Here is a 20,643-nt window from a genome sequence, read left to right on the forward strand (position 1 = left end):
TGTTCTCGGCATCTAAGCCGAAGTCAGGCAGAAATTCCACTTATCTCCGCTGTCCAGATTTCCCGAACCACCTCTGTAACGCATTGAAGAAGACACCCAAATGCGCCAGTCAGGCTCATTAAGATTGTTCTTGACTGGCGTTCTAAGGACTGCGGATGCGCCATGGTACCAGGCACAGCTATCTTTTTGGCTTCCAATGCGTGTGCAATAATTCGGCCGGTGGACTTGAGTTAATACAATTTAATCGAGTGGCTGTCTCACCGGCCACCACAAGTATATCCCGTTGACATATCCCATCCACCAAGTTATTTATAGCATGTCAACGTGGATATTATCAGGAGTAACGCAGATGGAACAGGGAGCCGTATTTCAGAGCAACCGAAGCCAAGCTATCCGCTTGCCGAAGGCAGTAGCTTTGCCTGCCGATGTGAAGCGTGTTGATATCGTTGCGGTGGGGCGCACACGAATTATAGCGCCTGCTGGTGAGGTGTGGGATAGCTGGTTTGAAGGTATTGAACCGACATCCGACTTCATGAGTGAGCGTGGCCAGCCTAAGTCGCAGGAACGCGAGGCATTGTAATGCTGAAGTATATGCTGGACACGAATATATGCATTTTTACGATCAAGAATCGACCAAAGCAAGTGCGGGAAGCGTTTAACCGCTTCCACGATCAGTTATGCATTAGCTCAATTAGCTTGATGGAATTGATTTACGGGGCGGAAAAGTCCGCCAATCCAGAAAAAAACCTTGCTGTCGTGGAAGGGTTCGCAGCTCGCCTTGAGGTGTTATCGTACGATGAAACGGCTGCAAACCATACAGGCCAATTACGTGCTGAATTGGCCCGTAATGGAACGCCTATTGGTCCATACGATCAGTTGATTGCTGGTCACGCCCGCTCACGCGGTTTAATTGTTGTTACGAACAATCGCAGAGAGTTTGATCGTGTTCCCGGCTTACGGGTAGAAGACTGGACCGTTTAATTCGTAACTCTATTTCATGGACTATTGGTAATCTCCGATTGTTTAATCCGTCTACATCACTGACGGGTCGTAGGTTCACATCCCATCAAGATTTATCAGCCTTTTCGCCGATGGCGAGGGACCAACACCAAGAACTTTGACTGTTACTCAGTTTTACTGAGATTTCGGATGCTTCACGAAGCAGCTGGTGAAGAGGTGGGTAGAACCAATAGCCCAACATTTAAGCAGGCTTTTGGTTACGACTATTAGTCATGATGCTCTGGCATATCTTTTAGCTGGTCTTTGGTCCAGGTCGTCACAGCATGAACGTCTCCGCTTTCATCGCGCATGAAATCGAGGTCGGTTAAAGCTACTGCCACGGGCTTAGCGCCAATACCAAGGAAACCTCCCACATCAACAATCACTTCACTTGCGGTCCCCATTCCATGGACATGATCTACGTTACCGATTTTGTGATCATCGGCTCCGTAAACGACTGCACCCTCTAGAATGGAGGGTATTAGCTCAGTTGGTAAAAGGCGCGTATGTTTACTGTGATCCATAATGGGCTTCTCCTCATAGCTTCTAATTTTACTCTTTAAGGAACCAAAATGTTCCAACCAAATGACTTTAAAATTTCGATATGCTAACTTCTTACCGCTCTTATTCTTAAGAAGTATCAATGGATGGTTTTAGTATAAGAGCGACTGAAGACAGGTATGAAAATTAGCCAAGAAGCTTTCGACTCTACTTCACACCGATGGTCAGAAATTTCCGACCACCGATATTGTCTTTGATGCTGTTAATTACAGATAACGACTGCGCTCACGTTGCACTTCTTCAGCGGTGTATGGTGCTGCGGCCGTATCAAATCGCTGCCAACCATCCTCGGTATAAACGCGGCGGCGTTCCACAAGATCGACACGATTTGAACGGGATAGAATGGCGTCGGCCTCAGCATAGCGGTCATCGGGAACTTTTGCAGTCACCACAGTGCCACCGCGTCTAACACCTTCCGCATAGAGATGTGCATCTTCTTCTGGAACCCCAGCTTTAGTGAACGCGCCAATCAGGCCACCTGCTGCACCACCAACAACGGCACCTCCAACTGCGCCAGTAAGTGTCGCTGCAAGCCAACCCGCCGCAACAACGGGCCCGACACCCGGAATCGCCATGATACCGAGACCAGTAAGCAATCCACCTGCACCACCGACGGCAGCACCTATACCTGCACCAACGCCCGCACCTTCAGCCGAATTGCTATCTTTCTCATCTTCGCGTGAAACAATGCTGATGTCAGACGATGGAATGCCAGCAGACTCCAACTCTGAAACAGCTACCTTAGCTGACGAATAAACGTCAAACAGACCTGTAATGGTTCGCATTTTTATCTCCCTTAATTAAAGAGTTTCTCAAGCTGAAAATTACATTGCCTTTTTTGTCACATTGCCCTGATAATCGAGCTGGACGGAAATCTTATCCGCTCCCTTCATTGCGGAAGCTTCCCAGATGCCTGCTTCTGTCAGCTTGAGATCGCTTACTTGCGAGTAACCAGCTTCTTCGAAGCGCTCTTTCGCTTGCTCTTCTGTGAAGCTATTTTCGCCTGCTACTGGCGCTGTAGGATTATTAGTCTCAGGTGTCGCAACCGCCGGTGTTTCCGGATTTTTTGTATCCTGAGAAAAGGCCAAAGTGGGCGCGAATACGATCGCGCTAGCAAAAGCTAACGTTATGATTTTCATAATATTTCTCCCAGATTATGGACTGACTGTATCAGTGATAGGGAAACGTTTTAGACCTTATTGAGTTCCACTATGTTTTTTCATAGTTCGCCAAAATTTTGGATTTTTAATACAAATTGGGGGAACCGCAGAATTCGGAAAAAATCGTACGCTAAGCTAACGGTGTTCTCGTGACAGCTCTTTGACTAGGCTTTCTAAGGCCATTCTGATAGCCCTGACTTCCTGAAAAGCCATGGCTAAAATTTGTGCGGCTAAAAGGGATAACCGATGGTAAAGTAAGTTATCCCTGTCGAGATACTGAAAAGCGTTATCCTCGTTTTTCCCAAAACTGTTTTGCCAGTTCGCTCAGAGCGCTAGTTAACTGAGCGACAGATTTCGCACTTTGCAAATTATTCTGCCCGGTCTGTACATTGGTATCAGCAGCATCGCGTATATTGATAATACTGCGGTTTATGTCTTCACTTACTGCTCCCTGCTGCTCGACCGCAGTCGCTATTTGCGCGTTCATGTCGGTAATTTCGTTAACGCGTTGGCCAATTCCATCAAGAGCTGTAGCTGCTTCCTCTGCGTGAGCTACACTCGTGTGCGCTTGCCGACTACTTTGCTCCATGACTGTAACAGCGGATTGCGCTCGCTCTTGTAGAGCGCTGATCATGCTTTGAATATCCGTTGTCGATTGCTGTGTGCGAGCAGCAAGACTGCGAACCTCATCGGCGACAACAGCAAAACCACGCCCCTGCTCACCAGCACGCGCGGCCTCAATTGCTGCGTTGAGTGCCAACAAATTCGTTTGCTCGGCGATCCCTCGTATAACGTCAAGAACTTTTGATATCTCGTTACTTTGACCTTCAAGCTCATGAATAACCTGAGTGGCTTGCCTAATTTCACCTTCAAGGGCAGTGATTGACTGGCTTGTGTGGGCTACCAGACGCTGGCCAGATGCCGTCTCAGTGTCTGCTCTTCCGGCCGCATCTGCAGCATGCTGTGCATTGCTCGCAACCTCTTGAATGCTTGCCACCATTTGGTTTACTGCCGTTGCTATTTGATCTGTCTCTGCCTGCTGCTCAACTGTAAGTACATTGCTTGACTCAATATCCTTTAGTAGGCCTCGGGTGTGTTCGCTAAGCCGATTTGATGCATCACCTATGCGACCTACTATGGCGCCTGTTTCAGCTTGCATCATTCGTAAAGCAAACTCTATTTGGCCAAACTCATCGGTGCGCCCAGTGTAGAGGGATTGACTTAATGGGTTATTGGAAATATTCCTGGCTCTTTCAACCAGTCTTCCAAGAGGAGAGAGAATAGCCAAAACACTAACAGAGCTTAAGCTTCCTGACATTAAAGTGGCTAACAATAAGCTGCTTATTGATGTATCAGTAAGCATGCCGGCAGCCATTGCGCTTGATATAATACTACCCCATATGAGCAAGAGTATTTTCACGGAAAAGCTAGCAGCCAATTTCGGCCTCGCGGCCTTCCCGCTTCTCAATTGAGCATATAATTTTTCCGCAGCCAAAACCTGCTCAGGTTCAGGCTTGGTCCTTACAGACTGGTATTCAACAATCGAACCATTCTTAGCTATTGGCGTTACATAAGCACTTACCCAATAGTGGTCGCCATTTTTACAGCGATTTTTTACTAGCCCCATCCATGAGCGGCCAGATTTTAATGTACTCCACATATGCTCAAATGCAGCAGGCGGCATATCTGGGTGTCTTACGATGTTGTGAGGCTGGCCTAATAGTTCTTCCTCAGTGAAACCACTGATTTTAATGAAGTCAGGATTAACGTACGTGATATGGCTTTGAGGGGAGGTAGTCGAAAGAATATTGGCATCTTTTGGGAGTTCTAAGTTTCGACCCGTCACTGGTAAATTCTGGCGCATAAGAACCTCAAGGGTTGGCTGTTTTATTTTATTGTTTTCGGCATTAAGCCCAATTTCTTGAGCGTTACGATAAAGCTAGCATGGAAACGATAGGTGCAAGCAAGTTAAGGGTTGCATCGCGCATGTCAATCTAGGCTATACCCTAACTTGATGTCAGGCAGGGCCGCGCCGCTTCGTCAGAATAGAGTCTGCTTTCCCATTTTTTGACACATGCCCGCGAAGGTTATAGATTTCAGCCTGACAGAAATGGGCTTTGAGGCACAACGGAACAGAAAGTGCACTTAAGCCGCCTTCAACCAAGGAGACATCGTGCAGGGGCACCGCATCGGCTACGTCCGGGTCAGCAGCTTTGACCAGAACCCGGAACGCCAGCTGGAACAAACCCAGGTGAGCAAGGTGTTCACCGACAAGGCATCGGGCAAGGACACCCAGCGCCCCCAGCTCGAAGCGCTGCTGAGCTTCGTCCGCGAAGGCGATACAGTGGTGGTGCACAGCATGGATCGGCTGGCCCGCAACCTCGATGACCTGCGTCGCTTGGTACAGAAGCTGACTCAGCGCGGCGTGCGCATCGAGTTCCTGAAGGAGGGCCTGGTGTTCACTGGCGAGGACTCGCCGATGGCCAACCTGATGCTGTCGGTGATGGGGGCCTTCGCTGAGTTCGAGCGCGCCCTGATCCGCGAGCGGCAGCGTGAGGGCATCGCCTTGGCCAAGCAGCGTGGCGCGTACCGGGGCCGCAAGAAAGCCCTGTCCGATGAGCAGGCTGCTACCCTGCGGCAGCGAGCGACGGCCGGCGAGCCCAAGGCGCAGCTTGCCCGCGAGTTCAACATCAGCCGGGAAACCCTCTACCAGTACCTCCGCACGGACGACTGACACATGCCGCGTCGCTTGATCCTCTCGGCCACGGAGCGGGACACCCTGCTTGCGCTGCCGGAAAGCCAGGATGACCTGATCCGCTACTACACCTTCAACGACTCCGACCTGTCGCTGATCCGCCAGCGACGCGGCGACGCCAACCGCCTCGGCTTCGCCGTGCAGCTCTGCCTGCTGCGCTACCCCGGTTACGCGCTGGGAACCGACAGCGAGCTGCCCGAGCCGGTCATCCTGTGGGTGGCGAAGCAAGTCCAGGCCGAGCCGGCGAGCTGGGCAAAGTACGGCGAGCGCGACGTGACCCGTCGCGAGCATGCCCAGGAACTGCGCACCTACCTGCAACTGGCCCCGTTCGGCCTGTCCGACTTCCGCGCCCTGGTGCGCGAGCTAACCGAGCTGGCCCAGCAGACCGACAAAGGCTTGCTGCTGGCCGGTCAGGCCCTGGAGAGCCTACGGCAGAAACGACGCATCCTGCCGGCGCTGAGCGTGATTGACCGGGCCTGCTCGGAAGCCATTGCGCGAGCCAATCGGCGGGTCTACCGCGCCCTGGTCGAACCACTCACGGACTCGCATCGGGCCAAGCTGGACGAGCTGTTGAAGCTCAAGGCCGGCAGCAGCATCACCTGGTTGACCTGGCTGCGCCAGGCACCGCTGAAACCCAACTCTCGGCACATGCTGGAACACATCGAGCGGCTGAAGACATTTCAGTTGGTGGACTTGCCCGAAGGCCTGGGCCGGCACATCCACCAGAACCGCCTGCTCAAGCTGGCCCGCGAGGGTGGGCAGATGACGCCCAAAGACCTCGGTAAGTTCGAGCCGCAGCGCCGCTACGCGACCCTGGCCGCCGTGGTGCTGGAGAGCACCGCGACCGTGATCGATGAGCTGGTCGATCTGCATGACCGCATCCTGGTCAAGCTGTTCAGCGGCGCGAAGCACAAGCATCAGCAGCAGTTCCAGAAGCAGGGCAAGGCGATCAACGACAAGGTGCGCCTGTACTCCAGGATCGGCCAGGCGCTGCTGGAAGCGAAGGAAAGCGGCAGCGACCCCTATGCCGCCATCGAGGCGGTGATTCCCTGGGACGAGTTCACCGAGAGCGTCAGCGAGGCCGAGCTGCTGGCCCGGCCGGAAGGCTTCGACCACCTGCACCTGGTCGGCGAGAACTTCGCCACCCTGCGCCGTTACACGCCGGCCTTGCTGGAGGTGCTGGAACTGCGCGCCGCGCCGGCCGCGCAAGGCGTGCTGGCAGCCGTGCAGACCCTGCGTGAGATGAACGCCGACAACCTGCGCAAGGTGCCGGCCGATGCACCCACGGCCTTCATCAAGCCGCGCTGGAAGCCGCTGGTGATCACCCCGGAAGGCCTCGACCGGAAATTCTACGAAATCTGCGCCCTGTCCGAGCTGAAGAACGCCCTGCGCTCCGGCGACATCTGGGTCAAGGGCTCGCGGCAGTTCCGCGACTTCGACGACTACCTGCTGCCGGCCGAGAAGTTCGCCGCACTCAAGCGCGAGCAGGCCCTGCCCCTGGCGATCAACCCGAACAGCGACCAGTACCTGGAAGAGCGTTTGCAGCTGCTGGACGAGCAGTTGGCCACCGTCACCCGCCTGGCCAAGGACAACGAGCTGCCCGATGCCATCCTCACCGAGTCAGGGCTGAAAATCACCCCGCTGGATGCGGCGGTGCCGGATCGGGCGCAGGCGCTGATCGACCAAACCAGCCAGTTACTGCCGCGCATCAAGATCACCGAACTGCTGATGGACGTGGACGACTGGACGGGCTTCAGCCGCCACTTCACCCACTTGAAGGACGGGGCCGAGGCCAAAGACAGGACGTTGCTGCTGTCCGCAATCCTCGGTGATGCGATCAACCTCGGGCTGACCAAGATGGCCGAGTCGAGCCCCGGCCTGACCTACGCCAAGCTGTCCTGGCTGCAAGCCTGGCACATCCGCGACGAAACCTATTCGGCGGCCTTGGCCGAGCTGGTCAACCACCAGTATCGCCACGCCTTTGCCGCCCACTGGGGCGACGGCACGACCTCATCCTCCGATGGCCAGCGCTTCCGCGCGGGTGGCCGGGGCGAGAGCACCGGGCACGTCAACCCGAAGTACGGTAGCGAGCCGGGACGGCTGTTCTATACCCATATCTCCGACCAGTACGCGCCGTTCAGCACCCGCGTGGTGAATGTCGGCGTCCGCGATTCCACCTATGTGCTCGACGGCCTGCTGTACCACGAGTCCGACCTGCGGATCGAGGAGCACTACACCGACACGGCCGGCTTCACCGATCACGTCTTTGCCCTGATGCACCTGCTAGGCTTCCGCTTCGCGCCGCGCATCCGCGACCTCGGCGAAACCAAGCTGTACGTGCCGCAGGGCGTGCAAGCCTACCCGACGTTGCGCCCGCTGATCGGCGGCACCCTGAACATCAAGCACGTGCGTGCCCACTGGGACGACATCCTGCGCCTGGCCAGCTCGATCAAGCAGGGCACCGTCACCGCCTCGCTGATGCTGCGCAAGCTCGGCAGCTACCCGCGCCAGAACGGACTGGCCGTGGCCCTGCGCGAGCTGGGCCGGATCGAGCGCACGCTGTTCATCCTGGACTGGCTGCAAAGTGTTGAACTGCGCCGCCGCGTGCATGCCGGCCTGAACAAAGGTGAGGCGCGCAACTCGCTGGCCAGGGCGGTGTTCTTCAACCGCCTTGGGGAAATCAGGGATCGGAGCTTCGAGCAGCAGCGCTACCGGGCCAGCGGCCTCAACCTGGTGACGGCGGCTATCGTGCTGTGGAACACGGTGTACCTGGAACGCGCCACCCAGGGGTTGGTCGAGGCCGGCAAGCCGGTGGACGGCGAGCTGCTGCAATTCCTGTCGCCGCTGGGCTGGGAGCACATCAACCTAACCGGCGATTACGTCTGGCGGCAGAGCCGCAGACTGGAAGACGGGAAGTTTCGGCCCTTACGGATGCCCGGAAAACCTTAGCGTACGATTTTTTCCGAATTCTGCGGGCTCCCCTATCTCATCTGCGCAAGGCAGAACGTGAAGACGGCCGCCCTGGACCTCGCCCGCGAGCGCCAGGCGCACGAGGCCGGCGCGCGGACCCGCGCCACGGCCCACGAGCGGACGCCGCAGCAGGAGCGCCAGAAGGCCGCCAGAGAGGCCGAGCGCGGCCGTGAGGCTTGGACGCTAGGGCAGGGCATGAAAAAGCCCGTAGCGGGCTGCTACGGGCGTCTGACGCGGTGGAAAGGGGGAGGGGATGTTGTCTACATGGCTCTGCTGTAGTGAGTGGGTTGCGCTCCGGCAGCGGTCCTGATCAATCGTCACCCTTTCTCGGTCCTTCAACGTTCCTGACAACGAGCCTCCTTTTCGCCAATCCATCGACAATCACCGCGAGTCCCTGCTCGAACGCTGCGTCCGGACCGGCTTCGTCGAAGGCGTCTATCGCGGCCCGCAACAGCGGCGAGAGCGGAGCCTGTTCAACGGTGCCGCCGCGCTCGCCGGCATCGCTGTCGCCGGCCTGCTCCTCAAGCACGGCCCCAACAGTGAAGTAGCTGATTGTCATCAGCGCATTGACGGCGTCCCCGGCCGAAAAACCCGCCTCGCAGAGGAAGCGAAGCTGCGCGTCGGCCGTTTCCATCTGCGGTGCGCCCGGTCGCGTGCCGGCATGGATGCGCGCGCCATCGCGGTAGGCGAGCAGCGCCTGCCTGAAGCTGCGGGCATTCCCGATCAGAAATGAGCGCCAGTCGTCGTCGGCTCTCGGCACCGAATGCGTATGATTCTCCGCCAGCATGGCTTCGGCCAGTGCGTCGAGCAGCGCCCGCTTGTTCCTGAAGTGCCAGTAAAGCGCCGGCTGCTGAACCCCCAACCGTTCCGCCAGTTTGCGTGTCGTCAGACCGTCTACGCCGACCTCGTTCAACAGGTCCAGGGCGGCACGGATCACTGTATTCGGCTGCAACTTTGTCATGCTTGACACTTTATCACTGATAAACATAATATGTCCACCAACTTATCAGTGATAAAGAATCCGCGCGTTCAATCGGACCAGCGGAGGCTGGTCCGGAGGCCAGACGTGAAACCCAACAGACCCCTGATCGTAATTCTGAGCACTGTCGCGCTCGACGCTGTCGGCATCGGCCTGATTATGCCGGTGCTGCCGGGCCTCCTGCGCGATCTGGTTCACTCGAACGACGTCACCGCCCACTATGGCATTCTGCTGGCGCTGTATGCGTTGATGCAATTTGCCTGCGCACCTGTGCTGGGCGCGCTGTCGGATCGTTTCGGGCGGCGGCCGGTCTTGCTCGTCTCGCTGGCCGGCGCTGCTGTCGACTACGCCATCATGGCGACGGCGCCTTTCCTTTGGGTTCTCTATATCGGGCGGATCGTGGCCGGCATCACCGGGGCGACTGGGGCGGTAGCCGGCGCTTATATTGCCGATATCACTGATGGCGATGAGCGCGCGCGGCACTTCGGCTTCATGAGCGCCTGTTTCGGGTTCGGGATGGTCGCGGGACCTGTGCTCGGTGGGCTGATGGGCGGTTTCTCCCCCCACGCTCCGTTCTTCGCCGCGGCAGCCTTGAACGGCCTCAATTTCCTGACGGGCTGTTTCCTTTTGCCGGAGTCGCACAAAGGCGAACGCCGGCCGTTACGCCGGGAGGCTCTCAACCCGCTCGCTTCGTTCCGGTGGGCCCGGGGCATGACCGTCGTCGCCGCCCTGATGGCGGTCTTCTTCATCATGCAACTTGTCGGACAGGTGCCGGCCGCGCTTTGGGTCATTTTCGGCGAGGATCGCTTTCACTGGGACGCGACCACGATCGGCATTTCGCTTGCCGCATTTGGCATTCTGCATTCACTCGCCCAGGCAATGATCACCGGCCCTGTAGCCGCCCGGCTCGGCGAAAGGCGGGCACTCATGCTCGGAATGATTGCCGACGGCACAGGCTACATCCTGCTTGCCTTCGCGACACGGGGATGGATGGCGTTCCCGATCATGGTCCTGCTTGCTTCGGGTGGCATCGGAATGCCGGCGCTGCAAGCAATGTTGTCCAGGCAGGTGGATGAGGAACGTCAGGGGCAGCTGCAAGGCTCACTGGCGGCGCTCACCAGCCTGACCTCGATCGTCGGACCCCTCCTCTTCACGGCGATCTATGCGGCTTCTATAACAACGTGGAACGGGTGGGCATGGATTGCAGGCGCTGCCCTCTACTTGCTCTGCCTGCCGGCGCTGCGTCGCGGGCTTTGGAGCGGCGCAGGGCAACGAGCCGATCGCTGATCGTGGAAACGATAGGCCTATGCCATGCGGGTCAAGGCGACTTCCGGCAAGCTATACGCGCCCTAGGAGTGCGGTTGGAACGTTGGCCCAGCCAGATACTCCCGATCACGAGCAGGACGCCGATGATTTGAAGCGCACTCAGCGTCTGATCCAAGAACAACCATCCTAGCAACACGGCGGTCCCCGGGCTGAGAAAGCCCAGTAAGGAAACAACTGTAGGTTCGAGTCGCGAGATCCCCCGGAACCAAAGGAAGTAGGTTAAACCCGCTCCGATCAGGCCGAGCCACGCCAGGCCGAGAACATTGGTTCCTGTAGGCATCGGGATTGGCGGATCAAACACTAAAGCTACTGGAACGAGCAGAAGTCCTCCGGCCGCCAGTTGCCAGGCGGTAAAGGTGAGCAGAGGCACGGGAGGTTGCCACTTGCGGGTCAGCACGGTTCCGAACGCCATGGAAACCGCCCCCGCCAGGCCCGCTGCGACGCCGACAGGATCTAGCGCTGCGTTTGGTGTCAACACCAACAGCGCCACGCCCGCAGTTCCGCAAATAGCCCCCAGGACCGCCATCAATCGTATCGGGCTACCTAGCAGAGCGGCAGAGATGAACACGACCATCAGCGGCTGCACAGCGCCTACCGTCGCCGCGACCCCGCCCGGCAGGCGGTAGACCGAAATAAACAACAAGCTCCAGAATAGCGAAATATTAAGTGCGCCGAGGATGAAGATGCGCATCCACCAGATTCCCGTTGGAATCTGTCGGACGATCATCACGAGCAATAAACCCGCCGGCAACGCCCGCAGCATCGCGACCGTCATCGGTGAGAAGTTCGGCAGGTATTGGGTGGTGACAATGTAGGTGCTGCCCCAAATGGCAGGTGCTATCGCTGTGAACAATAAATCGGGCGTGCGTAATGACATGCGATTACAAGACCTCCGCTACGGCGATGGGTTTTTGAGAGTTGCAGGCGCCGCGATGACCGCACCCTGACTTGGACTGGCCCTGCCTCGCACCAATCCACCTGCGGCTATGGCCGCGATCATGCGAGGCCCGAAAATTACACGACCTGTACACGTCCGCCGAACCCGGAACGCAACAGAGCTTCGTGGGCATCCCGATCCGGGTCGTAGCAGCAGTCCTGGACCAAACGCACGTCGTAGTCCGCATCACTAGCCCAGGCGACGCTTGAAAGAACAACGCCGGTGGTGCTTATCCCGGCCATGACAAGCGTGCTTACGCCGCGCGTCCGAAGGTCGGCGTCGAGCGCCGTGCCATAAAAGACGCTGGCTCGCGGACATGCATAGAAAAGGTCGCCCCGTTCGATCGCAAGCCCTTCGACGGGCAGACCGGTGCGAAATCGTCCGCTCGGGAGATACGGTGAGATTTGGCGATTCGTCGCCGGCGGCGCATGTTCATACTCTTCGCCGAGCGAAAAGTTGGGGAACAGCACGGGCCGGCCGCGCAAGGCGTGCTGGCAGCCGTGCAGACCCTGCGTGAGATGAACGCCGACAACCTGCGCAAGGTGCCGGCCGATGCACCCACGGCCTTCATCAAGCCGCGCTGGAAGCCGCTGGTGATCACCCCGGAAGGCCTCGACCGGAAATTCTACGAAATCTGCGCCCTGTCCGAGCTGAAGAACGCCCTGCGCTCCGGCGACATCTGGGTCAAGGGCTCGCGGCAGTTCCGCGACTTCGACGACTACCTGCTGCCGGCCGAGAAGTTCGCCGCACTCAAGCGCGAGCAGGCCCTGCCCCTGGCGATCAACCCGAACAGCGACCAGTACCTGGAAGAGCGTTTGCAGCTGCTGGACGAGCAGTTGGCCACCGTCACCCGCCTGGCCAAGGACAACGAGCTGCCCGATGCCATCCTCACCGAGTCAGGGCTGAAAATCACCCCGCTGGATGCGGCGGTGCCGGATCGGGCGCAGGCGCTGATCGACCAAACCAGCCAGTTACTGCCGCGCATCAAGATCACCGAACTGCTGATGGACGTGGACGACTGGACGGGCTTCAGCCGCCACTTCACCCACTTGAAGGACGGGGCCGAGGCCAAAGACAGGACGTTGCTGCTGTCCGCAATCCTCGGTGATGCGATCAACCTCGGGCTGACCAAGATGGCCGAGTCGAGCCCCGGCCTGACCTACGCCAAGCTGTCCTGGCTGCAAGCCTGGCACATCCGCGACGAAACCTATTCGGCGGCCTTGGCCGAGCTGGTCAACCACCAGTATCGCCACGCCTTTGCCGCCCACTGGGGCGACGGCACGACCTCATCCTCCGATGGCCAGCGCTTCCGCGCGGGTGGCCGGGGCGAGAGCACCGGGCACGTCAACCCGAAGTACGGTAGCGAGCCGGGACGGCTGTTCTATACCCATATCTCCGACCAGTACGCGCCGTTCAGCACCCGCGTGGTGAATGTCGGCGTCCGCGATTCCACCTATGTGCTCGACGGCCTGCTGTACCACGAGTCCGACCTGCGGATCGAGGAGCACTACACCGACACGGCCGGCTTCACCGATCACGTCTTTGCCCTGATGCACCTGCTAGGCTTCCGCTTCGCGCCGCGCATCCGCGACCTCGGCGAAACCAAGCTGTACGTGCCGCAGGGCGTGCAAGCCTACCCGACGTTGCGCCCGCTGATCGGCGGCACCCTGAACATCAAGCACGTGCGTGCCCACTGGGACGACATCCTGCGCCTGGCCAGCTCGATCAAGCAGGGCACCGTCACCGCCTCGCTGATGCTGCGCAAGCTCGGCAGCTACCCGCGCCAGAACGGACTGGCCGTGGCCCTGCGCGAGCTGGGCCGGATCGAGCGCACGCTGTTCATCCTGGACTGGCTGCAAAGTGTTGAACTGCGCCGCCGCGTGCATGCCGGCCTGAACAAAGGTGAGGCGCGCAACTCGCTGGCCAGGGCGGTGTTCTTCAACCGCCTTGGGGAAATCAGGGATCGGAGCTTCGAGCAGCAGCGCTACCGGGCCAGCGGCCTCAACCTGGTGACGGCGGCTATCGTGCTGTGGAACACGGTGTACCTGGAACGCGCCACCCAGGGGTTGGTCGAGGCCGGCAAGCCGGTGGACGGCGAGCTGCTGCAATTCCTGTCGCCGCTGGGCTGGGAGCACATCAACCTAACCGGCGATTACGTCTGGCGGCAGAGCCGCAGACTGGAAGACGGGAAGTTTCGGCCCTTACGGATGCCCGGAAAACCTTAGCGTACGATTTTTTCCGAATTCTGCGGGCTCCCCAAATTAGTTCTTAAGTTCTTTTCCAACAAATCCGCGTCGAAGCTCATCCGATACCAATTTAATCGCCGTCGCAGCCTCCGTGGGCGCCCAGCCCGCGTTGATCGCTTCGTTTATCAAGTCGCGGACACCCGGGACACTCGTTCCCAAAATGACGGCATCGGCTTCCTCTTCAGAACGTCCAATAAGAGTGGCCTGCTTAAGGAGGTTTAGAATTCCTGGCGATACAGCGTCTTTGCAATCGCGCTGTCTGCCGGGATAATCACCCGCTGACTTGGGACTTTTCATTGAGCTGCTTCCTTCATAATCAATAAGATAGATTTAATCTTCAGATCGATCTCTGTACGGCTCGTTAGGAAGCTGCCTTTTTGAGCTGCCAGGAGAGTTTCCCTGCTCATGTGTCGGTCGCATTTGTTGATCTCTGGGCTCAACAGACGAAGGGTCTGCTGACTTATCCGGACGATGTAGATCGGGATTAGACCAAGGGGACTTTCTCTTATTCATTTTTTTCTCCTATCGATAAACCCCGCCGAAGCGGAGTTATTCGATTTAAGCAGCTTTTAAATTGATTTTTGTTTCTGCAAGCTTGGTGAGATCCTTGTCTGTTTGACCTTCTTCCTGAAGCGTGGCTTCTAAGAGTTTGACTATGTCTTTATGCCCAAGCTCGGAAGCCCAACGCTTGAGTGTGCCATAACGCGTAATCTCATAGTGCTCGACCGCTTGTGCTGAAGAAATAAGACCAGCATCCAGTGCCTTTGTTCCCTTAAACTCGTCAATTATTTCTTCGCTCTCAGCAATGATACCGCTGCAACCTTTCGCCTTTTCATGCCGTCGCGTAAAAGTACAAAGGCTTCTACGCCTCTTTTATCGGGTGCGAGGTAATAGGGTTTGTCAAAATAAACATTGTCGACCTGCGAGCAGGGAATGAATGCATCAATCATCAAAGTCTTGTCGCTGTTTGGGACTGCTGCCGATATTTCATCCGGCTCTAACACGACATAGCGACCATCGTCGATCTCATAACCCTTGACCTGTTCGTCGCGATCCACAACATCACCGGTTTCGCTATCGACGAACTCCCGTCTTACACGGTTTCCGGTTTTGCGATTTAGAATGTTAAAACTTATCCTGTCTGAAGTAGATGTGGCAGTGTATAGGGCCACAGGGCAGGACACTTCACCGAGTTTGATGAAACCTTTCCAGTTTGCTCGCGGAGCCACCATGGTGGTATTCCTTCTGTTCATCCCAGCAATAAAAGCGAGAGATTGACTGCCACTAATTCTCAGAGATCATGGGTGAGGGCTCAACTTTTCCGACGCTGAACGCAATTTGCTCACTGATTGATCAATCATCTGAATATCATCCAATGTGACGACCGGTATAGGATCGGACGCCATCGCCTCCAGAACATCTGTCGAAAGACAGTTGTTTCGCAAGACCCACTCCATCGCCTCGCGCGTTTCCCGCTCAGCGCGCAGCTGAGCATAAAGGGCAAGGATGAGCCGATCGCGGGCATCGAATGAATTTCCTTGCGATTTTATCGGATTTTTTGACATGGCCACTGTCCTTTAGTCACCCTATTCCGCGGCCGCCCGTTGCGCCATAAACCTCTCCATTAATGAAACTTGCCTCTTGCGAAGCGAGCAAGACATAAATGGGGGCTATCTCAACAGGTTGACCGGGGCGTCCAAAATCACTGTTTTCTCCAAAATGGCGAACCTTTTTATCGGGTTGTCCGCCGCTAGGTTGTAGCACTGTCCAGAAGGGACCAGGTGCCACAGAATTGACACGCACACCTTTCTGAATGAGCTGTTTAGAAAGAGCTTTGGTGTAAGCAACAATGCCTGCTTTGGTCGTAGCGTAATCCAACAGGATGGGTGAAGGCTCATATGCCTGGATTGATGCGGTAGTAATAACCGAAGCGCCTGCATCAAGGTGAGGCGTTGCCGCCTGGGCAATCCAATGAAGCGCATAGAGATTCGTTTTCATCGTTTTATCGAAATCAGCACTCGATAATTCGCGGATATCCTCGCGGTACTGTTGCCTGGCAGCATTGACGACGAGAATGTCCAGGCCACCAAGATCACTGACGGCCATCTCCACCATATTGCGGCACCATACCTCTTCTGATACGTCGCCTGGAAGCGCTACACCAATCCGGCCTTCTGCATTTATAAGATCGATCACGGTTTCCGCATCGGACTCCTCTTCCTCAAGGTACGAAATCGCTACATCGGCACCTTCGCGAGCAAAGGCAATTGCCACTGCGCGACCAATCCCTGAATCACCGCCGGTGATTAGAGCCTTTCTTCCTGCCAGCCTTCCCGAGCCTTTATAGCTTTTCTCTCCATCATCTGGGGCTGGCGTCATATTTTCCACCAGTCCCGGCATCGGTTGTGGTTGCGCATCAAAGGGTGGAGCCGGATATTGAATGCGTGGATCCTGCTTTGTAAGGCGGTCCCTCATCATAATTCTCCTCCAAAATAAGAATTAAATGCTCGCTCAAATTGCACGTTCGATGCGAGTAGTTAAATGCTTATAAAGGTAACGTTCGCCTTCTCACGTCGTTCCACAATTTGAGGAGTTTTAGGCATAAGCTGTCATTTTAGCGCGAATAACTCCGCGTCGGGGTCTTGAGCTCCATTAATTGCGGTAGAGACGATTTCCGCAGCAATCTGGCTGAAAGTAATACCGTTGCCGCCAAATCCCATCACACAGTAGACATTTTGCATATCAGGTACCGGACCAATCAACGGCAGTCCTGTGGTTGTTGAGCCGAAAGCGGCAGCCCATCGGTATTCTATGGGTCCGATATCAACACCAAGCAGTTTGCTGACTTTTCGCTGGATGGCCTTCTCTTTTTTATGCAGCTTTGCGTCAGAGTGATAAGCGCTGGCATTGTTCTCATCTTCACCGCCAGCGATCAAACGTCCCCGATTATCTGTGCGGAGATAAAGATAGGGGTCGGATGCTTCCCAAAGGATATGGTTTTTCAACCAGTCGGGCAGCGTGACGCCTGCTTTACTCGCTATAGCCCATGTTGAAATGATCTCGTGTTTTTTGTTCGCAAGGCTCTGAAGAAACTCATAACCGGTACAGAATACGACGTGTTCAGCGGATATAAGTTTGCCTGCTGCAGTTCCCAGAACAACATTCTCTTTGAAGGCCTTTATGTCAGTGATTTCTACACCGCTCACGATTTCAGCGCCAAGCCTGGCCGCGTGACGTAGCAATCCAGCGGTCAACTGACCGGGGTTGGCGGATGCGGATATGTCACTCAAAATGGCACCACTACGCTCAATATTGTAGAGCTTCTTCATGCCGGCCTTGTCAATGAACTGCGCGCCGATCCCAGCTTTTAGGCGCGCTTCCATTTCAGTTTTGAGGCCGCGTGTTCCCATTTCATCACCTGCAACATAGAGTGCCTGTTTGGGTTGCATGGAGCAGGAAATTTCTAGCGACCGAACAATGTCTTCCAGTTGCAGCACAGCTTTTGCAGAGCGTAACCAGGCCCTGTTTGCCTTTTCTTCTCCGATCATCGTTTGAAGCTTATGTAAAGGCACATCAATTTCATGCTGGATCATTGCCGTATTGGCAATACTACTGCCATGGACAGGAGTGCGTTTATCAATGATGAGCACGGACTTGCCGGGTTTGACGAGAGCTTGCGCAACGAGCGCACCGCTAATACCCGCGCCGACGATCACAATATCGTAGTGATCCATGGAAACATGGCTTGTGCTCTGCACAGTGATACGAGGACTATCGAGCCATAGGGGGCGAGAATCTCGCAGATCACGGGCCTTCGTAAGTTTTTGTTCTGTCATGACGTTCTTTCATATGCAGCTATTATGGCTCTGTGTAGCCGACCACATGAATAGTGAGTGTGCCGGACGATGGGTTGGTTTTAAAAAACAAGATCCCCGTTTCATGGGATTCAGATGCGACGTCATCGAACGTTATGTCAGAGCTTTCAGTGCTGCTGGATGAGGAAATGTCTCCGCGAACATGCACTTGGGCGGCTGTTGAAAGAGAAGTGTTACGGAGATCAAAGGTTACGCGGTAAACTTTGTTCATAGAGTTTATCGACATGATCGATATGTCGAACTGAGGCTCTTGAACTTCATATCGATAAATGTCCCGGCCAATCCATACGAAAAGGGCAGTGACCAACAAAGTGCAAATTCCGCCTGCCACCCATTCTAACCAATGAGGTCGAGCGGTTTCGGTATGTTTATTGCCTATGGATTTTGTCATCGGTCAATCACAATATGAGACGTGCGGCGGCAGCGCCAATGGAGGCGGGGAATCCGAGGATGACGGCGGCAGTAAGTACTTGGGAGAGGGATGTGTGATCGAGACGTTCAAAAGTCCACAAGGCATAAATGCTGACCACAATGGCGATGACATATCCTGGCATTGTGAAGCGGATGAAGGGTTCCCACCATGGCATTCCCTCTGAGATGCTATGTGAGCCCTTAAAATGAAGCGCGTAAACAAAACCGTGCATCAGGGTAACGGAGATAAGGGCGATACAGGCGGTATTAAACGGGCTGATCTTATACGCAATTAGGATCATCTCATCAGTGGGGGCGACATTGAGACTGAGAAACAGCGACCCAACCAACATCATGAAAAGCTCATGCAGATATCCGGTTTCGCCTTCATATTCACCGTCTTGCTTTTCCCGCTCTTCCGAGCGCAATCCAAGCTGACTGCGTCCGAGCAGTGCGCCAATACTGGCTGGCACAGACTGCAAAGCAATTTTGGCCACCATTATGCTGATGGTCAACTGGTCATCAATAACGCCCAGAATAAGCAAAATGGTGGCACTTACGGCGATACCCAGCCCGTAAGCTATGACAGCATCACGCAATGCATCGCGCCAAGTGGCGGTCTTTTCAAATCCTATCCGTTTGGCGAGCACCCAAAGCAAAGGCAAATTGAGAATGCAAAGTAGCAGCAGACGCGTGCGATTTACGTATAGGCCGAGGAACCACATTTCCATAGTCATCAACATCGGCAGGGCGAAAAGAAGTGCTCCTGCAACTCCTCGCGCGATACCGATAATGAATTGACTGGCTTTATGATCCCCAGGTCTACCTGCTGCAATTGCCACCATGAAAAGCCTCCAGCTCCATGTCAGCATTAACGCGTGTTTCAGATACTGGTTCCCGGCTCAGGTAGACGGATCGATAAGTGCGATGCCAAACTCTGGACAATAGCGACGCCGCAACTCTTGAGGTGTCTCCCTAATGATTACTTCGAGGGTCGGCTTTACATAACCTTTGACAAAATGGCCGCCCCGCGTGTGCCCATTTGCTAGGCCCAAGACAGCATGCAAATGCGGATTTGGCTTTCCCTTCTCATCGAGCGTGATATCGCCTATCAGGCTCAAAACCTCGCTTTGAGCGTCGACGGTAATATTTACATAAGATTTTGATGTCAGATCGAAAAAGGCTAGCACGGCAGTCTCAAACGCGCCGATGGCTTTAACTGAAGCTGCAGTAATATCTTGTATGATTGCGAAGTCTCTAATGGTTTCGAAAGCTTCTTCACCGGGGTCAACGATTAGCATAAAAACACGTTCACCGTCATTCAATAACAGCTTGCTTTGCATAATCTTAATCCCTTTCTCTCCAGTAGAGGGACACCAACCAAGTAAGTTACCAGAGAAAATATGCGATTTGTCAACTAACGCGGCGCAGATGACGCCCTTCTTCGATTTCTTCGACGATCTTGTTCACAAATGCATCAAGATCTTCCGGCGAACGGGATGTGATAATACCTTGATCGACTACAACCTCTTCGTCCGACCACACGCCACCGGCATTTCGCACATCTGTCTTAATTGAGCCGTAGGAGGTTACATTTCGTCCTCTGATCGCATCTGCTTCTATCAATAACCAGGGCGCATGGCATATCGCGGCAACGATTTTGCCAGATTGGGTAAATTCGCGCACAACACGCATGGCGTTTTCCTCAGTTCGCAGTTTATCAGGATTAATCTGACCACCCGGAAGCACAAGCGCATCGAAGTCTTCAACATTGACGTCCTCTGCCAAAAAATCGACGTTGACTGAATCACCCCAATTTGCGTTGTCCCAACTCTTGATCGCACCGCTTTGAATGGACGCGATTTTTACGTTTGCACCACGGCGCTGCAGTTCTTCATAGGGAACACGGAGCTCTGAACGTTCATAACCGTCAGTTGCCAGAATAACGATTTTTGCATTTTTTATAGCTGTCATATTTTGGTCCTTTCCAATTTCTCGGTATTTAGTCGATGTCGTTTGATGGCAGAAAATTAGACATCTTAGCATTGGGATCTATTGAGAATTTCTAGCAGGCGGAGCGCGCACTGGACGGGTAAGAAGCTCGTCTGCCGTTTCGTTGGCCATCAAGGGAAAACGGAAAAATCCTGATGTTCTTCAGCACCGTCGAGTCCGTTTGACACAGCGCGGCTCCTGTTAAACCAACGTAAGCAAAGAGGGATTGTTCCGTAGATTGTGCCAGTCCGTCGTATTAAACTTTTTTAGTTAGGGGCGGCGGAGCTGAGTTTGATTTATTAAGCAAGTAGTTCGAAAGCGCAGAGATTTTAAACAAGCACCAATTCGGGGTGAAGTTAGAGGTGGTTCGGGAAATCTGGACAGCGGAGATAAGTGGAATTTCTGCCTGACTTCGGCTTAGATGCCGAGAAC

Annotated in this window: 20 protein-coding genes and 3 pseudogenes; 6 read left to right on the forward strand and 17 right to left on the reverse strand. The window is 55.3% G+C overall.

The features are described 5' to 3' along the window. The first annotated feature begins 349 nt into the window (after positions 1-349). Together vapB and vapC are read left to right on the forward strand one after the other, a co-directional pair. Entirely contained in the window at positions 350-580 is a 231-nt protein-coding gene (gene vapB / locus FHY56_RS17025) for a type II toxin-antitoxin system VapB family antitoxin (protein WP_024898608.1), read from the forward strand. Then, positions 580-981 carry a type II toxin-antitoxin system tRNA(fMet)-specific endonuclease VapC gene (vapC, locus tag FHY56_RS17030; RefSeq protein WP_024898607.1) on the forward strand — a complete coding sequence of 134 codons (402 nt, stop codon included), beginning with the start codon at positions 580-582 and terminating at the stop codon, positions 979-981. The genes vapB and vapC overlap by 1 nt, the downstream gene beginning before the upstream one ends. A 245-nt stretch (positions 982-1,226) precedes the next feature. On the opposite strand, the gene FHY56_RS17035 is transcribed toward vapC, so the two are convergent. The 4 genes from FHY56_RS17035 to FHY56_RS17050 all read right to left on the reverse strand — a co-directional run bounded on the left by FHY56_RS17035 (position 1,227) and on the right by FHY56_RS17050 (position 4,584). Then, positions 1,227-1,523, reverse strand: coding sequence for a PRC-barrel domain-containing protein (locus FHY56_RS17035; protein WP_024898606.1), 297 nt, complete (start codon positions 1,521-1,523; stop codon positions 1,227-1,229). Between the two features lie 243 nt (positions 1,524-1,766). Continuing rightward, a complete protein-coding gene (locus FHY56_RS17040) occupies positions 1,767-2,345 on the reverse strand; it encodes a hypothetical protein (protein ID WP_024898605.1) in 579 nt (192 codons plus the stop codon). A gap of 39 nt (positions 2,346-2,384) precedes the next feature. After that, positions 2,385-2,699 carry a PepSY domain-containing protein gene (locus FHY56_RS17045; RefSeq protein ID WP_024898604.1) on the reverse strand — a complete coding sequence of 105 codons (315 nt, stop codon included), beginning with the start codon at positions 2,697-2,699 and terminating at the stop codon, positions 2,385-2,387. Between the two features lie 307 nt (positions 2,700-3,006). Continuing rightward, a complete protein-coding gene (locus FHY56_RS17050) occupies positions 3,007-4,584 on the reverse strand; it encodes a methyl-accepting chemotaxis protein (RefSeq protein WP_001323889.1) in 1,578 nt (525 codons plus the stop codon). A 309-nt stretch (positions 4,585-4,893) separates the two neighbouring features. Here FHY56_RS17050 and FHY56_RS17055 point away from each other — a divergent pair, with 309 nt between their 5' ends. Together FHY56_RS17055 and FHY56_RS17060 are read left to right on the forward strand one after the other, a co-directional pair. Further along, positions 4,894-5,454 carry a recombinase family protein gene (locus tag FHY56_RS17055; protein WP_001161490.1) on the forward strand — a complete coding sequence of 187 codons (561 nt, stop codon included), beginning with the start codon at positions 4,894-4,896 and terminating at the stop codon, positions 5,452-5,454. Positions 5,455-5,457: 3 nt separating this feature from the next. After that, complete coding sequence (locus FHY56_RS17060; RefSeq protein ID WP_001138014.1) at positions 5,458-8,424, forward strand: Tn3-like element TnAs1 family transposase; 2,967 nt, start codon at positions 5,458-5,460, stop codon at positions 8,422-8,424. 331 nt (positions 8,425-8,755) lie between these two features. Here the strand turns inward: FHY56_RS17060 and tetR(A) are convergent, their stop codons facing one another. Beyond that, entirely contained in the window at positions 8,756-9,406 is a 651-nt protein-coding gene (gene tetR(A), locus FHY56_RS17070) for a tetracycline resistance transcriptional repressor TetR(A) (RefSeq protein WP_000164043.1), read from the reverse strand. 105 nt (positions 9,407-9,511) lie between these two features. On the opposite strand from tetR(A), the gene tet(A) reads away from it, so the two are divergent. Next, positions 9,512-10,711: a tetracycline efflux MFS transporter Tet(A) gene (gene tet(A) / locus FHY56_RS17075; RefSeq protein ID WP_000804064.1), complete on the forward strand. Its 1,200-nt coding sequence runs from the start codon at positions 9,512-9,514 to the stop codon at positions 10,709-10,711. Between the two features lie 31 nt (positions 10,712-10,742). Here the strand turns inward: tet(A) and FHY56_RS17080 are convergent, their stop codons facing one another. Together FHY56_RS17080 and FHY56_RS17085 are read right to left on the reverse strand one after the other, a co-directional pair. Then, positions 10,743-11,627: a DMT family transporter gene (locus FHY56_RS17080; protein WP_000058717.1), complete on the reverse strand. Its 885-nt coding sequence runs from the start codon at positions 11,625-11,627 to the stop codon at positions 10,743-10,745. A gap of 137 nt (positions 11,628-11,764) precedes the next feature. Beyond that, positions 11,765-12,157, reverse strand: coding sequence for a cysteine hydrolase family protein (locus tag FHY56_RS17085; protein WP_001351729.1), 393 nt, complete (start codon positions 12,155-12,157; stop codon positions 11,765-11,767). 3 nt (positions 12,158-12,160) lie between these two features. Here FHY56_RS17085 and FHY56_RS17090 point away from each other — a divergent pair. Then, positions 12,161-13,912, forward strand: a pseudogene (locus FHY56_RS17090) (Tn3-like element TnAs1 family transposase); the annotation flags it as partial. Positions 13,913-13,948: 36 nt separating this feature from the next. Here the strand turns inward: FHY56_RS17090 and FHY56_RS17095 are convergent. The 10 genes and pseudogenes from FHY56_RS17095 to FHY56_RS17140 all read right to left on the reverse strand — a co-directional run bounded on the left by FHY56_RS17095 (position 13,949) and on the right by FHY56_RS17140 (position 20,193). After that, positions 13,949-14,230, reverse strand: coding sequence for a hypothetical protein (locus tag FHY56_RS17095; protein ID WP_024898603.1), 282 nt, complete (start codon positions 14,228-14,230; stop codon positions 13,949-13,951). Between the two features lie 261 nt (positions 14,231-14,491). Beyond that, positions 14,492-14,746, reverse strand: a pseudogene (locus FHY56_RS17100) (YciE/YciF ferroxidase family protein); the annotation flags it as partial. Then, a pseudogene (gene ku / locus FHY56_RS17105) lies at positions 14,740-15,165 on the reverse strand (non-homologous end joining protein Ku); the annotation flags it as partial. The pseudogenes ku and FHY56_RS17100, both read right to left, overlap by 7 nt. A 66-nt stretch (positions 15,166-15,231) precedes the next feature. Beyond that, entirely contained in the window at positions 15,232-15,498 is a 267-nt protein-coding gene (locus FHY56_RS17110; protein ID WP_024897195.1) for a hypothetical protein, read from the reverse strand. 16 nt (positions 15,499-15,514) lie between these two features. Next, a complete protein-coding gene (locus FHY56_RS17115; protein ID WP_140906346.1) occupies positions 15,515-16,408 on the reverse strand; it encodes an SDR family oxidoreductase in 894 nt (297 codons plus the stop codon). A gap of 134 nt (positions 16,409-16,542) precedes the next feature. Further along, positions 16,543-17,769 (reverse strand): NAD(P)/FAD-dependent oxidoreductase, encoded by a 1,227-nt coding sequence (locus tag FHY56_RS17120; protein WP_140906343.1) that lies wholly within the window; start codon positions 17,767-17,769, stop codon positions 16,543-16,545. Between the two features lie 22 nt (positions 17,770-17,791). Continuing rightward, complete coding sequence (locus tag FHY56_RS17125; protein WP_140906344.1) at positions 17,792-18,199, reverse strand: TIGR02588 family protein; 408 nt, start codon at positions 18,197-18,199, stop codon at positions 17,792-17,794. Positions 18,200-18,206: 7 nt separating this feature from the next. After that, the gene (locus FHY56_RS17130) at positions 18,207-19,064 is read right to left on the reverse strand and encodes a TIGR02587 family membrane protein (RefSeq protein WP_140906345.1); all 858 of its coding nucleotides are present in this window, start codon (positions 19,062-19,064) and stop codon (positions 18,207-18,209) included. A 57-nt stretch (positions 19,065-19,121) separates the two neighbouring features. Beyond that, positions 19,122-19,562 carry a PPC domain-containing DNA-binding protein gene (locus tag FHY56_RS17135; RefSeq protein ID WP_128095125.1) on the reverse strand — a complete coding sequence of 147 codons (441 nt, stop codon included), beginning with the start codon at positions 19,560-19,562 and terminating at the stop codon, positions 19,122-19,124. Between the two features lie 70 nt (positions 19,563-19,632). Continuing rightward, positions 19,633-20,193, reverse strand: a complete 561-nt coding sequence (locus FHY56_RS17140) for a type 1 glutamine amidotransferase domain-containing protein (protein WP_128095126.1) — start codon at positions 20,191-20,193, stop codon at positions 19,633-19,635. Between the last annotated feature and the right edge of the window lie 450 nt (positions 20,194-20,643).

The organism is Brucella gallinifaecis (genome assembly GCF_006476605.1).
GTDB lineage: Bacteria > Pseudomonadota > Alphaproteobacteria > Rhizobiales > Rhizobiaceae > Brucella > Brucella gallinifaecis.

Coding starts and splice junctions, on each gene's coding strand:
- FHY56_RS17130 (WP_140906345.1), bottom strand. CDS start 19,064: ATGGTGGCAATTGCAGCAGGTAGACCTGGGGATCATAAAGCCAGTCAA.
- FHY56_RS17080 (WP_000058717.1), bottom strand. CDS start 11,627: ATGTCATTACGCACGCCCGATTTATTGTTCACAGCGATAGCACCTGCC.
- vapC (WP_024898607.1), top strand. CDS start 580: ATGCTGAAGTATATGCTGGACACGAATATATGCATTTTTACGATCAAG.
- vapB (WP_024898608.1), top strand. CDS start 350: ATGGAACAGGGAGCCGTATTTCAGAGCAACCGAAGCCAAGCTATCCGC.
- FHY56_RS17040 (WP_024898605.1), bottom strand. CDS start 2,345: ATGCGAACCATTACAGGTCTGTTTGACGTTTATTCGTCAGCTAAGGTA.
- FHY56_RS17125 (WP_140906344.1), bottom strand. CDS start 18,199: ATGACAAAATCCATAGGCAATAAACATACCGAAACCGCTCGACCTCAT.
- FHY56_RS17120 (WP_140906343.1), bottom strand. CDS start 17,769: ATGACAGAACAAAAACTTACGAAGGCCCGTGATCTGCGAGATTCTCGC.
- FHY56_RS17060 (WP_001138014.1), top strand. CDS start 5,458: ATGCCGCGTCGCTTGATCCTCTCGGCCACGGAGCGGGACACCCTGCTT.
- FHY56_RS17050 (WP_001323889.1), bottom strand. CDS start 4,584: ATGCGCCAGAATTTACCAGTGACGGGTCGAAACTTAGAACTCCCAAAA.
- FHY56_RS17115 (WP_140906346.1), bottom strand. CDS start 16,408: ATGAGGGACCGCCTTACAAAGCAGGATCCACGCATTCAATATCCGGCT.
- FHY56_RS17035 (WP_024898606.1), bottom strand. CDS start 1,523: ATGGATCACAGTAAACATACGCGCCTTTTACCAACTGAGCTAATACCC.
- FHY56_RS17045 (WP_024898604.1), bottom strand. CDS start 2,699: ATGAAAATCATAACGTTAGCTTTTGCTAGCGCGATCGTATTCGCGCCC.
- FHY56_RS17110 (WP_024897195.1), bottom strand. CDS start 15,498: ATGTCAAAAAATCCGATAAAATCGCAAGGAAATTCATTCGATGCCCGC.
- FHY56_RS17095 (WP_024898603.1), bottom strand. CDS start 14,230: ATGAAAAGTCCCAAGTCAGCGGGTGATTATCCCGGCAGACAGCGCGAT.
- FHY56_RS17135 (WP_128095125.1), bottom strand. CDS start 19,562: ATGCAAAGCAAGCTGTTATTGAATGACGGTGAACGTGTTTTTATGCTA.
- FHY56_RS17140 (WP_128095126.1), bottom strand. CDS start 20,193: ATGACAGCTATAAAAAATGCAAAAATCGTTATTCTGGCAACTGACGGT.